Annotated in this window: 13 protein-coding genes and 1 pseudogene; 4 read left to right on the top strand and 10 right to left on the bottom strand. The window is 63.6% G+C overall.

Annotation, left to right across the window (positions count from 1 at the left end; all coding sequences use genetic code 11):
- Positions 1–105: 105 nt before the first annotated feature.
- From hisH to DC31_RS07770, 4 genes are read right to left on the bottom strand one after another with little or no spacing between them, the layout of a single operon-like run.
- Positions 106–741 (bottom strand): imidazole glycerol phosphate synthase subunit HisH, encoded by a 636-nt coding sequence (hisH, locus tag DC31_RS07785; protein ID WP_036278705.1) that lies wholly within the window; start codon positions 739–741, stop codon positions 106–108.
- Entirely contained in the window at positions 738–1,343 is a 606-nt protein-coding gene (hisB, locus tag DC31_RS07780) for an imidazoleglycerol-phosphate dehydratase HisB (protein ID WP_036278703.1), read from the bottom strand. Before hisB ends, hisH begins: the two co-directional genes overlap by 4 nt.
- A complete protein-coding gene (locus DC31_RS07775; protein ID WP_200872883.1) occupies positions 1,340–2,434 on the bottom strand; it encodes a histidinol-phosphate transaminase in 1,095 nt (364 codons plus the stop codon). Before DC31_RS07775 ends, hisB begins: the two co-directional genes overlap by 4 nt.
- 1 nt (position 2,435) lies before the next feature.
- Positions 2,436–2,858 carry a LysM peptidoglycan-binding domain-containing protein gene (locus DC31_RS07770; RefSeq protein ID WP_327036840.1) on the bottom strand — a complete coding sequence of 141 codons (423 nt, stop codon included), beginning with the start codon at positions 2,856–2,858 and terminating at the stop codon, positions 2,436–2,438.
- Positions 2,859–3,121: 263 nt separating this feature from the next.
- Between DC31_RS07770 and lexA the strand changes: the two genes are divergently transcribed.
- The gene (gene lexA, locus DC31_RS07765; RefSeq protein ID WP_036278701.1) at positions 3,122–3,808 is read left to right on the top strand and encodes a transcriptional repressor LexA; all 687 of its coding nucleotides are present in this window, start codon (positions 3,122–3,124) and stop codon (positions 3,806–3,808) included.
- 524 nt (positions 3,809–4,332) lie between these two features.
- On the opposite strand, the gene DC31_RS20250 is transcribed toward lexA, so the two are convergent.
- Entirely contained in the window at positions 4,333–5,052 is a 720-nt protein-coding gene (locus tag DC31_RS20250; protein WP_327036839.1) for a hypothetical protein, read from the bottom strand.
- Here DC31_RS20250 and DC31_RS20520 point away from each other — a divergent pair.
- Positions 5,002–5,801: pseudogene (locus tag DC31_RS20520) on the top strand (alpha/beta hydrolase family protein). The gene DC31_RS20250 and the pseudogene DC31_RS20520 sit on opposite strands and share 51 nt — an antisense overlap.
- A 2-nt stretch (positions 5,802–5,803) precedes the next feature.
- Here the strand turns inward: DC31_RS20520 and smpB are convergent.
- From smpB to ftsE, 3 genes are read right to left on the bottom strand one after another with little or no spacing between them, the layout of a single operon-like run.
- A complete protein-coding gene (smpB, locus tag DC31_RS07755) occupies positions 5,804–6,280 on the bottom strand; it encodes an SsrA-binding protein SmpB (RefSeq protein WP_036278699.1) in 477 nt (158 codons plus the stop codon).
- Between the two features lie 41 nt (positions 6,281–6,321).
- Complete coding sequence (ftsX, locus tag DC31_RS07750; RefSeq protein ID WP_036278697.1) at positions 6,322–7,236, bottom strand: permease-like cell division protein FtsX; 915 nt, start codon at positions 7,234–7,236, stop codon at positions 6,322–6,324.
- Complete coding sequence (gene ftsE / locus DC31_RS07745) at positions 7,233–8,249, bottom strand: cell division ATP-binding protein FtsE (RefSeq protein ID WP_036278695.1); 1,017 nt, start codon at positions 8,247–8,249, stop codon at positions 7,233–7,235. The genes ftsX and ftsE overlap by 4 nt, the downstream gene beginning before the upstream one ends.
- 163 nt (positions 8,250–8,412) lie before the next feature.
- Here ftsE and DC31_RS19345 point away from each other — a divergent pair, with 163 nt between their 5' ends.
- Positions 8,413–9,258: a DUF2510 domain-containing protein gene (locus DC31_RS19345; protein ID WP_051606589.1), complete on the top strand. Its 846-nt coding sequence runs from the start codon at positions 8,413–8,415 to the stop codon at positions 9,256–9,258.
- Between the two features lie 57 nt (positions 9,259–9,315).
- Here the strand turns inward: DC31_RS19345 and prfB are convergent.
- A protein-coding gene (gene prfB / locus DC31_RS07735) for a peptide chain release factor 2 (protein WP_152545371.1) occupies positions 9,316–10,424 on the bottom strand; the annotation gives its coding sequence in 2 pieces (ribosomal slippage) (positions 9,316–10,391 and positions 10,391–10,424; 1,110 coding nt in all).
- Positions 10,425–10,542: 118 nt separating this feature from the next.
- Between prfB and DC31_RS07730 the strand changes: the two genes are divergently transcribed.
- Positions 10,543–11,751 (top strand): MFS transporter, encoded by a 1,209-nt coding sequence (locus tag DC31_RS07730; RefSeq protein ID WP_051606587.1) that lies wholly within the window; start codon positions 10,543–10,545, stop codon positions 11,749–11,751.
- A 55-nt stretch (positions 11,752–11,806) separates the two neighbouring features.
- Here the strand turns inward: DC31_RS07730 and DC31_RS19340 are convergent, their stop codons facing one another.
- Positions 11,807–12,043, bottom strand: coding sequence for a hypothetical protein (locus tag DC31_RS19340; RefSeq protein WP_235201413.1), 237 nt, complete (start codon positions 12,041–12,043; stop codon positions 11,807–11,809).
- Positions 12,044–12,052 lie beyond the last annotated feature (9 nt).

The following is a 12,052-nucleotide window of genomic DNA, read 5'->3' as shown; positions in this document are numbered from 1 at the left end:
TTGCGCCCTAGGCGGGCACGAGAACCGAGAGTAGCCCGCCTCGGAGCCGGGTTCAAACTATGACTCGGAGTTACCAGAACGCAAGTTGCTAGGACGCAATACGGGTCACAGCGTCTCGACCCAGTTCTTCAACAGGCGGATGCCGGCCTCACCAGACTTCTCCGGGTGGAACTGCGTCGCTGAAAGCGGCCCGTTCTCGACCGCTGCAAGGAAAGGGTTCCCGTAGGTGGTCCAGGTCAGTGTGGGCTCGGGGAACGGTGGCATGACCTCGAGCTCCCAGGCCTGCGCCGCGTAGGAGTGCACGAAGTAGAAGCGCTCGTCTTCGATGCCGTGAAACAGCACGCTCCCCTCGCCCGGCGTGACGGTGTTCCAGCCCATGTGCGGCAGCACCGGAGCATCCAGTTCGGTCACTGTGCCCGGCCACTCGCCGAGCCCTTCGACGTTCTGGCCGCGCTCGACGCCGTGCTCGAAGAGCACCTGCATGCCGACGCACACGCCGAGCACAGGCCGTCCACCCGCCAGGCGGCGCTGGATAATTTCGTCTCCGCCTCGCGCGCTGAGCGCGGCACGCACCGCAGCGAACGCGCCGACGCCGGGGACGAACAGTCCGTCCGCTTCCAGCGACTCCGTGCGGTCGCCGGTCAACTTCGCGTCTGCTCCGGCGGCGATAAGGGCCTTAACCGCGGAGTGGACGTTGCCGGATTCGTAGTCGTAGACCGCGACCTTAGGCCTGCGGGTCACAGCGCACCCTTGGTGGACGGGATGCCGACCACCAGAGGATCGAGCGCCTTTGCCTGGCGGAATGCACGGGCGAACGCCTTGAACTCCGCCTCGGCGATGTGGTGCGGGTCGCGCCCACCGAGCACACGCACGTGCACTGTGAGCGCCGCGTTGAACGTGATCGCCTCGAAAACGTGGCGCACCAACGAGCCCGTGAAGTGCCCACCAATGAGGTGGTGCTCGAAGCCAGCCGGCTCACCCTCGTGCACGAGGTACGGACGACCGCTGATGTCGACAACAGCCTGAGCAAGCGCCTCATCTAACGGGACAAGTGCATCGCCGTAGCGGGAAATGCCGGACTTGTCACCCAGCGCCTCACCAATCGCTTGACCGAGCACAATGGAGATGTCTTCGACCGTGTGGTGCGCATCGATGTTCGTGTCACCGGAGGCGCGCACCGTGAGATCGGTCAACGAGTGCTTCGCGAATGCGGTGAGCATGTGATCGAAGAACGGCACCGAAGTGTCGATGTGGCTCTGCCCTGTGCCGTCGAGGTTGAGTTCAAGTTCAACCGTCGACTCAGATGTGCTGCGGGTACGACTGGCGGTGCGAGAAGCGCTCATGACGCCGAGTCTATCGAGGCCAGCGCGTCGAGGAACGCCGTGGTCTCAGCCTCAGTGCCCGCACTCACGCGCAGGTGGTTCGGGATCCCGATATCGCGCACCAGGATGCCCCGCTCGTAAAGTGCCTGCCAGGTTGCGTCGGGATCTGCGACCCCGCCAAACAGTACGAAGTTTGACCACGACGCATGCGGCTGATACCCGAGGGCTTCGAGCGTTGCCGTGATCCGGTCGCGCTGCTCGACGATCTCGTCAACCATGCGGAGCATCGTGGCAGAGTTACGAAGCGCGGCGACGGCGGCGGCCTGCGTGAGCGCGCTGAGGTGGTACGGCAACCGTACGAGACGGAGCGCATCAATGAACGCAGGGTCTGCCGCGAGGTAGCCCACCCGAGCGCCCGCAAACGCGAACGCCTTGCTCATCGTCCGCGACACTGCAAGGCGCGGACGACCTTCGAGAAGGGTCAGAGCGGATGCCGCATCTCGAGGTGCGAACTCTTGGTACGCCTCGTCGACAATGACCACGCCGCGAGCGGCCTCATAGACGGCTTCGACAACGTCAAGGCCCAGAGGTGTACCCGTGGGATTGTTCGGGGTGCAAAGAATGACTACGTCAGGGTCGGCGTCTGCGACCTGGGCCGCGGCTTCTTCGGCAGTGATCGTGTAATCGTCGTGGCGGGATCCTGCTACCCAGCTCGCGCCAGTGCCGCGCGCAAGGAGCGGGTACATCGAGTACGTGGGTGCGAATCCGAAGACAGTGCGTCCTGGTCCGGCGAAAGCCTGCAGAATGTGCTGAAGCACCTCGTTCGATCCGTTGCCTGCCCAGATCTGCGAAGCATCGAGGCCGTGGCCGAGGTAGTCGGCGAACGATTCGCGCAACGTCGTGAACTCGCGATCCGGATATCGGTTTATATCGCGAAGTGCGACCGCAATGTCATCGAGGATGTCGCTTGCCACCTCGTCTGGAACCGGGTGGGTGTTCTCATTGACGTTCAGTGCAATCGGCAGGGGAACCTGCGGTGCACCATATGGCGTGAGCCCGCGAAGATCGTCGCGGAGGGGCAGGTCGTCGAGAGAAGCAGTCACCCTCCCCATCTTAACGATGAGATCGGCCTGCGGTGAGTCGGCGTGTGGTTCGATCAGCCAGCGTAATCAGCGGGGATCGCGAGCGACTGTCGACCTGCAGTGATCCGCCGCTCAGCGCGTTGAGCTTCCGGATTTCGCTAATCACTCCACGAGGATCAGCGTGCGGAGCGACCGACTCGGCGATCGACCAGAGGGTGTCGCCCGGCATGATCGTGACGGATTCGAAGCTCGCCGTCGCAACAGTCTCGCCCGATGCGATTGCGGACCCGCCGCTGAGCGCAGCAAAACCAATTCCGGCAGCCAGCGGAAGCGCAGCCAGAGCGACCAGCACCCGACGCCCACGAACGGTCATGCGAAGCCGCGTCGCAGTCCGAACGGGAAAGGCAGTACGAACGGGAAAGACTGCCTGGGGGGTGACGGTGATGGTGCTCATGAGATTCTCCTCTGCCTCATTTGGCGTAGCGTTCGCATTCGCCGCTCGGCCGGGAGCGGGGAATGCGAAGCTACGTACCGAATGTATATTCGAATTCGAACATCTGTCAAGACTTATTCGAAACAGATTCCTCAGAAATGCCGACACGCTCGAACAGATCTTCCTAATTTGACTGTTTCTCGGATACGGTTTCGATATACACACCCCACCATGGGCCACCGACATTCGAAGAGCAGCGTCGGAATCGCGCACGAAGGAGCACCATGAGCGACATCTCCGCCACCGATCCTGAGGTGCCGCGCACTCGCCGGCGAAAGAGCCTCAGCCCGAAGCAGCTAGCGATCCTCGAGGTCATCCAGACCTCGATCGCGAGGCACGGCTACCCGCCGAGCATGCGCGAGATCGGCGACGCAGTCGGGCTCAAGTCATTGTCGAGCGTCACCCACCAGCTGGGTCAGCTTGAGCTCAGCGGCTACCTGCGACGCGATCCGGGCAAGACCCGCGCAATGGAGGTGCTCATTGATCTGCCCGCGGTGAGCGGCGAGAACCCGGCAGATTCCAGCACGCCTGTGGGCGACGCTGCGATGGTGCCCCTCGTCGGACAGATCGCCGCTGGCGTGCCGATCACCGCCGATCAGCAGGTCGAAGAGATCTTCCCGCTTCCGCGCCAGCTCGTTGGCAAGGGCGATCTGTTCATGCTCAAGATCTCGGGCGAATCCATGATTGATGCCGCGATCTGCGATGGCGACTGGGTGGTCGTGCGCACCCAGAACACCGCAGAGAACGGTGAGATCGTGGCAGCGATGCTCGATGGCGAGGCCACGGTGAAGACGTTCCGTCAGCGTGACGGGCACACCTGGCTACTCCCCCGCAACTCCTCGTTCGAACCGATCCTCGGCGATGACGCCGTCGTGCTCGGCAAGATCGTGGCCGTGCTCCGCTCGGTGTAGCTCTCACGTCACCGTTTGTCGTGCACGTGTCGTTTCCGCTGCACGCGCGCACCGTCTGGTGCCGGTCTGCAGCGGCATAGGCTCGATGCATGCAGTCGTTCGGAACCTGGCCTTCTCCCTTTCACCCCGCCGACATTGTGGCGTCGGCGCCTCGCATCGACGGGGCACGCTTCGTGGACAGCGAGATCTGGTGGGGTGAATCGGTGCCTGCCGAGGGTGGGCGCGTCACTGTGCGAAGCTCAACCGGCGACGTGCTGCTCCCCGAACCGTGGAATGCACGCTCGCGAGTGCACGAGTACGGCGGTGGCGCATGGACAGCGGATGCCGACGGCACCCTGTACTTCGTCAACGCCAAGGATCAGCGGGTGTACCGGATGGAGCGCGGCAGAGAACCGCAGCCGCTGACGCCCTCAGGACCGAACCACGGCGGGCTCAGCATCCAGCATGGCCGTTTGCTCGCCGTACGCGAGGATCTCACCGCGAAACCGCACCTGCGCGCGATCGTGGAAATTCCCACCGATGGATCAGCCGCAGAAGATCCGTCCGCGATCCATGTCTTCATCGAGGGCCGATCGTTCTTCGCGCATCCCGCGCTGTCGCCGAATGGACAACACCTGGCGTATGTCGAGTGGAGTGGCATGCAGATGCCGTGGCAGCGCGCGCTTCTGCGCGTACACTCCGAAGGCTTCGAAGAGTCGCGATCGATCGGCACACGCACTGCACTGCAGCCAGCGTGGTTGGCGGACGATGACCTCCTGTTCCTCGACGAGCGCTCGTCTCTTGCCCAACGCGAGCCTGTCAGCGACGGGGGTTCGATCCGTTGGAATCTGTATCGTGTCGCCTTCGATACGACCGAGTCGAATGAGCGACCTCGCAGTGTCGCACCCGCAGATGCCGACACCGGATACGGACTGTGGGTACTGGGCAACCGGTGGTACCAGCCGCTCGAAGACGGTCGCATCGTCGCCGTCCGCACGAACGGGTCGGACGAGGTCGTGGTGATCGAGCGGGACGGCACCGTTCGCACACTGGACGTACCGGCCAGCGCACACGTCAGCGTCGACGACGTGGCAGGCACACGCGTGCTGCTGTCCGGAGGAGGTGCGACCGTCAACGCCGGGTTGTGGAGCGTTGATGTCGATTCGGGCTCTGTGGTCGGCATCCGTGGCGGTACGCCGGTTGATCTCGGATGGATGCCGCCGGCGAAGCAGATCACTATCGACGGGGCACACGGACCAGTGCACGCGTTCGACTACGCACCAGCGAACCCTGAGGCCGCTGCCCCCGAGGGCGAACTACCGCCATACATCGTGTTCGTACACGGCGGACCGACCGCGCACGTGGCCGGGGCGGCATCCGCCGCGATCGCGTTCTATACGAGCCGCGGCATCGGCGTGCTCGACGTGAACTACGGCGGGTCAACAGGCTATGGCCGCGAGTACCGGGAACGTTTGGACGGACAGTGGGGTGTCGTCGACGTCGAGACGTGCTCGCCGCTGCCCGCGGGCTCGCAGAATCTGGTCGGGCAGACCCCGCCCGCATCGCGATCCGCGGCGGGTCCGCGGGTGGATGGACAGTGCTTTCAGCCCTCGTCCACGGCGGCGTTTTCGCTGCCGGAATCAGTCGCTACGGTGTCACCGACCTACGGATGCTGGCACAGGACACCCACGACTTCGAAAAGCACTACCTCAACGGACTCGTCGGTCCTCTCCCCGAGGCCGAGCAACTGTACATCGACCGCTCACCGCTCACTCACGCAGACCAGATCGATGTGCCGGTGCTGCTCCTGCAGGGAGCGGACGATCGGGTGGTACCACCGTCGCAGTCGGAGGCCATTCGTGACGCCCTCGCTGCCCGAGGCGTGCCGCACGAATACGTCCTGTACCCCGGCGAGGGGCACGGCTTCCGCCGTGCGGAGACTGGCGTGGACGCGCTGGAGCGGGAACTGGCGTTTCTCGGAAGAGTGTTCGGGTTTACCCCTACCGAAGGTTGACCCTACTCACCGGTGCGGTTGCGCAAGCGCATCGCTCGGGCGGCTTCGCGGGTGTCTTGGCGCTCGCGCAGGGTCTGGCGCTTGTCGAACTCGCGCTTTCCCTTCGCCAGAGCGATCTCGACCTTGGCGCGTCCGTCAGAGAAGTACAGCTTCAGCGGTACGAGCGTGTAACCGCCAGCGGAGACCGCATGCTGTAACTTCTCGATCTCTTCGCGGTGCAGCAGCAGCTTGCGGATGCGCTTCGCAGAGTGGTTCGTCCAGTGCCCCTGCGAGTACTCCGGGATGTGCACAGAATCGAGGAACACCTCGTTGCCCTTGACGAACGCGTAGCCGTCGGAAAGGTTCGCCCGACCCTGTCGAAGCGACTTCACTTCGGTGCCGGTAAGCACCATCCCCGCCTCGTACGACTTCTCAATGGTGAAGTCGTGACGCGCGCGACGATTGGTCGCAACGACCTTCTCCCCGCGTTCCCTGGGCATGGTTGTTCCTATCTCTCCGGTGGCCAGCCCTACAGCCTATCTCAGGTACGGAGCCAGCGACGTATCGCGAAGCCAGCAGAGAGCGCAGCGAGCAGCACGCCGATGCCTATCAGGACCGGCACGACGAGCGCAGCATCCTGCATCGTCACCCAGGTGGTGATGAAAGGAACTCGACCCTTCAGGTACCCGTAGACGCCGAAGTGCACACCGGCGACCACCGCCGCGCTGGCGAGGGCCGAGCCAATGAATGCGGCGAACACGCCCTCGAGAATGAACGGCGTCTGGATGAACCTGTTCGAGGCGCCCACCAAGCGCATGATCCCGATCTCTTTGCGCCTCGCGTATGCCGAGAGCCGAATGGTGGTGGCGATCAAGAGCACGGCGGCGATGAGCATCAGCACGGCGATGCCGACGGCGATGTACGTCGCAACAGTGAGTGCGGAGAACAACGGATCAAGGTATTGGCGTTGATCCAGTACCTCCTCCACCCCGTTCACGCCGCCGAACGCCTCGACGATCACCTGCGATTGACTGGGATCCTTGAGGGTCACCCAATAGGTCTCGAACATCTGGTCTTCGGTGAGCACACCCGCCTGCTCTTCACCGATCTGATCGATGAGATTCGCATAGGCTTCGGCCCGCGTCTCGAATCGCACGTCGCTGATCAGTGAACTGAGCGCAGGGCCTTCAAGTTCGGCCTTGACTTGTGCGACCTGGTCTTCAGTGGCCGCACCATCCAGGCACGTCTCGGCTTCTGAAACCGGCGAACACATGTAAACAGCCACCTGCGCGCGCTCGGTCCAGTAGGCGCGCATCGTGCCGATCTGACCCTGCATCAGGATCGCCGCGCCGACGAACGTCAGTGACACAAACGTCACGAGCACGACGGAGATCACCATCGAAATGTTGCGTCTCAGGCCCCCCAGGGCCTCCATGAGAATCAGTCCCACCCTCACGAGGTCGGCCCCACTTCTTCGTCGTTGCGCGTATCGGAGAGCCCGAGGCGGTCTGCAACGCCAAGCTCGGCGACATCGACCTCTGGCAGCACGATGGGATGAGTGCGCGGGCCGACCGCTGTCGGTCGCTGCTCTGTCGCTGGGGCCTCTTGCTGGGACGTCGCCTGCGAGTCGGGCTGCGAAGCGCGAGCCGCTTTCATCGACGCAAGCATCTCGGCGGTGAGGGGCTCAAGCGACTCTGTCTGACGATGCACTTCTTGCACGGCAGTCAGTGCAGCGACAGCCGCGGCGCCACGGGCTGCTTCCGGGACAAGCTGCGGGATGCTCGAGCGATCGCCGTAGCCACCATGAACGTCGTCGCGCACCATTTCACCGTCGCGCAGCTCGATCACTCGGCGCTGCATCTGATCAACGAACCCGGCCTCGTGCGTTGCCATCACCACTGTGGTGCCGCCAGCATTGATACGGGCGAGTAACTGCATGATGTCAACGGACGTTCCGGGGTCAAGATTTCCGGTCGGCTCATCGGCCAGCAGCACCTGCGGACGGTTTACCAACGCGCGGGCAATGGCCACGCGCTGTTGCTCACCGCCAGACAGCTCGTGTGGCATCCGCTTCTCTTTGCCGTCGAGGCCGACAAGCGCAAGCGCCTCCGGTACCGCCTGGTGGATGAAACCACGCGAGGCGCCGGTGACCTGCAGCGTGAAGGCGACGTTCTGGAACACCGTCTTAGACGAGAGCAGCCGGAAGTCCTGGAAGACAGAACCGATGTGGCGGCGGAAGTACGGCACCTTGCGGTTTGCGAGCGTGCGCAGGTCGCGTCCCAGCACGGCAACACGCCCGGTGGTGGGGACATCCTCTCGGAGGATGAGCCGGAGACAGGTGGATTTCCCCGACCCTGATGCTCCGACGAGGAAGACAAACTCGCCCCGCTCGACTTCGAAGTCGACCCCTGCGAGGGCCGGTCGCTTCGTACCGCGGTAGCGCTTGGTGACGTTCTCAAACCGAATCATGGCGATATGAGCCTAAGCGCGCCCTCTCCCCTGGCCGCGAGCGACACCCTGGCCGATGGACAGTCCTACCCATACACACTCGCGGTCTTTCCCTGGTATTCATATTGGAGGGGGTTCGTCGCTACGGCTCTGACTCCTGTCATTCGAGCTTTCAAGGAGAAATATGAGCACGCCCGCAGGTTGGTACGACGATGGTTCCGGACGCCAGCGCTGGTGGGACGGCCAGAACTGGACCGAACATTTCGCTCCGGCTACGCCTGCCGAGCCTGCTGAGATTCCCGCGCAGCGGGAGCAGGTTCCCGCTGCGAATCAGTCCGAAGCACAGGTGCCAGCGGTGCCAGCGGTGCCGGCGTACGCCGCTGCCGCTCAGGCGCCGGCCCAGCAGTACTCCCCGCCCACGCAGACGATGGCCGACCACTCGCTCGCACCGCAAGCAACCCAGAAGCCGTCGGTCCTCGGACTGGTATCGCTCGGCCTTGCGGTACTCGGCACGATCGCCGTCTGCATTCCGGCCGTGATGATCGTCGGCTGGGTTCTGCTGTTCGCAGCCTTCGTCGTCGCGATCGTCGCGTTCTTCATGAAGGGCAAGAAGTGGCCGGCAATTGCCGGTCTTGCCCTGTCAATCGTGGGAACCATCCTCGGGTTCATCATGGTCTTCGTCTTCGGTCTGTTCCTGTTGAACTCCGCGATCGATTCCTACGATCCGTCGACACCGGACTCTTCTCAGACCGACGAGGGCACGGGCAGCGATACAGGTGTCACCGAGACCAGCAACCGTCCGACCGCGCAGGAACTCGCCGACGGATTCAAGATCCTTGTCGGGTTGAGCGGCGCTGAAGGTTACACCGACGAAATGCTGCTCTGCTTCGGAAACGAGTTCCTCGCCTCTGACATGTCTGATGACACGCTGTGGCAGATCGCTTCCGGGGATGACAATTTCACCGACCCGGACATGGCACTGGAGTTCAGCGAGGGCCTCGCCGCCGCGATGCCGGTCTGCGTCTCCTGATTTGAGCATGAAGATGGCCCCGGGAATCTGGTTACTGGGGCCATCTTCGTGCGCTGCTCAGTCGTCGTCCCTGCGCTTGCGCCAACGGATGCCCGCAGAGATGAAGTCGTCGAGGTCACCGTCGAACACCGCTGCGGGGTTGCCGGATTCTTGACCGGTACGCAGGTCTTTCACGAGCTGCTGACCGTAGAGGAAGTACGAGCGCATCTGATCGCCCCAGCTCGCGGTGATGTTGCCGGCAAGCTCTTTCTTCTTCGCTGCTTCTTCTTCTTTCTGCAGCAGCAGAAGTCGGGTCTGCAACACGCGCATGGCGGCCGCACGGTTCTGGATCTGCGACTTCTCGTTCTGCATCGACACGACGATGCCGGTCGGAAGGTGGGTAAGGCGCACCGCCGAGTCTGTCGTGTTGACAGACTGCCCACCGGGGCCGGAAGAGCGGAACACGTCGACGCGGATGTCGTTCTCGGGGATCTCGACCGCGATTGCCTCTTCCATCAACGGAATGACCTCGACAGCGGCGAAGCTGGTCTGTCGCTTATCGGCTGAGCCGAACGGGCTGATGCGCGCCAAACGATGGGTGCCAGCCTCAACTGACAGCGTGCCAAAGGCGTAGGGAGCTGATATTTCAAAGGTGGCGGACTTGATGCCCGCGCCTTCGGCGTATGAGGTGTCCATGACCTTCGCCGGATACTTGTGGTTCTCAGCCCAACGCAGGTACATCCGCATGAGCATCTCGGCGAAGTCGGTCGCATCATCGCCGCCCGCGCCAGAGCGGATCGTAATGATCGCCGAACGATCGTCGTACTCACCATCGAGGAGCGTCTGCACCTCGAGCTGGTTGATGACGTCGGTCAGCGCGGTCAGTTCGCCGCGCGCCTCCTGTGCAGAGTCTTCGTCGCCCATCTCGTTCGCGAGATCTACAAGCACTTCAAGATCGTCAAGGCGCTGCGCGATGCCCGTGATGCGTGCGAGTTCGGACTGGCGGTGGCTGAGGGCGCTCGTGACCTTCTGAGCGCGCTCGGTGTCGTCCCAGAGGTCGGGGGCGCCCGCTTCCTCACTGAGCCGGGCGATATCCTCGCGGAGTCGCGGGACATCAACGACCTCACTGATGTCGCCGAAGGTGTGCCTGAGCGCTGTATGTCGGCGGAAAGATCGAGTTCGAGCATGATAATTCAGCCTACTCGGATCGGTTGCGGCGCGTGGATGCGAAAACCCGATTAGCTGCGTCGGCGGTAGCGTGGCTACGTGAGCAGCGCATCCTCGGTCTTGAGACAGTTCGGACCGATGGTGTACCTCCCCACCATCCTGTTCTCCCTCGGCGAAGGCGCCGTCCTCCCGCTGATCCCCATCATTGCGGCAAACATGGGCGCCGATGTCGCCTTCGCCGCGCTCGTCGCCGCCGCTCTGGTGGTCGGCCAGCTGTGCGGCAACCTTCCCGCCGGGTGGGCAGTCGCGCGCATCGGCGAGCGCTACACAATGGTGTTCGCTGGCGTGGTCTCGATGTTCGCGGTGATCGGCATGGTGTTTGCCCCTGTGATCGCCGTGTTCGCAGCATCCGTGTTTCTGCTCGGGTTCTGCGCGGCGGCCTTCGGGCTCGCCCGGCATGCGTTCATGACGACACGTGTGCCGATCGCGTTTCGCGCCAGAGCCCTGTCGCTGCTTGGCGGCAGCTTCAGACTCGGAATTTTCATCGGGCCTTTCGTCGCTGCGGGCCTGCTCCAGGTTTTCCATGACGAACACGCGGCGATCTGGTTCTTCCTCTGCTGCCTGGTCGTGATGGTCGCACTGGTCCTGTTTGGTCCAGATCCCGAGAAGACCATCGCTCCGATCGGATCAAACGTCGCTATCGCTGAAGATTCCGGTGAAGCTGTGACCGGATCGATCCCGACCATGGAGCGCGTGGGTATCTTCCTGACGATGTGGCGTCATCGTGGAGTGTTGGCTCGGCTCGGACTCGCCGCTGCGTCGCTGAGTGCGGTGCGTTCGGCTCGCCAGGTCGTGCTGCCACTGTGGGGCATCACGATCGGACTCGACGCGCAGACGATCGCGCTGGTTGTCGGCGTCTCAGGCGCCATCGACTTCGCACTGTTCTATGCGAGCGGTCAAGTGATGGACCGATTCGGCCGGCTCTGGGCTGCGATGCCAGCGATGGTGTTGATGGGCGCCGGCTTCTTTGCGCTGTCGTTCACCCACGACGGCGATGCCGCGGTGCTGTGGTTTGGGATGCTGGCGGCTGTACTCGGCGTGGGCAACGGCCTCTCCAGCGGCATCCTGCTCACTCTCGGAGCCGATGTCGCTCCGAAACACGACCCCGCTCCGTTTCTCGGCTCATGGCGGACTTTGACGGATGCCGGCGGTGCCGTCGCTCCCCTCCTCGTGGCTGGCGTGACGGCCATCGCGTCGCTGTCGATGGCCGCCGGGGTGATGGGAGTGGTCGGATTCTTGGGAGCGCTCGGTTTCATCCGCTGGATCCCGCGGTTCAGCCCGAAGTAGAGCTCAGTTCGCCTCGTCGCCGTCGCAAGTGAGCCGCAAGGATTCTCGCTAAGCATCAGCGCAAGGCCGTGCGACTGGTCGAGGTGGATTCGAGCGCCACACCATCGGGCACGAACGGCGAGAAGATCGGTGGATGCCACGCGATTGCGACAGTGACGCGAGCAGTGACGTCGTCGGGCGCGGATGCCGCGACCACGCTCGCGTCGGTTGCCATCGAGGCAACGATCGCTGCCGCCTGCTCTTGCACCCCGGCGTCGGTGAGTTCCGCCCGCACGGCATCGCCGTCGACCACGAGTGTGAA

This window comes from Microbacterium sp. CH12i (assembly GCF_000685355.1).
GTDB lineage: Bacteria > Actinomycetota > Actinomycetes > Actinomycetales > Microbacteriaceae > Microbacterium.
This window is presented reverse-complemented; position numbering and strand designations above follow the sequence as displayed.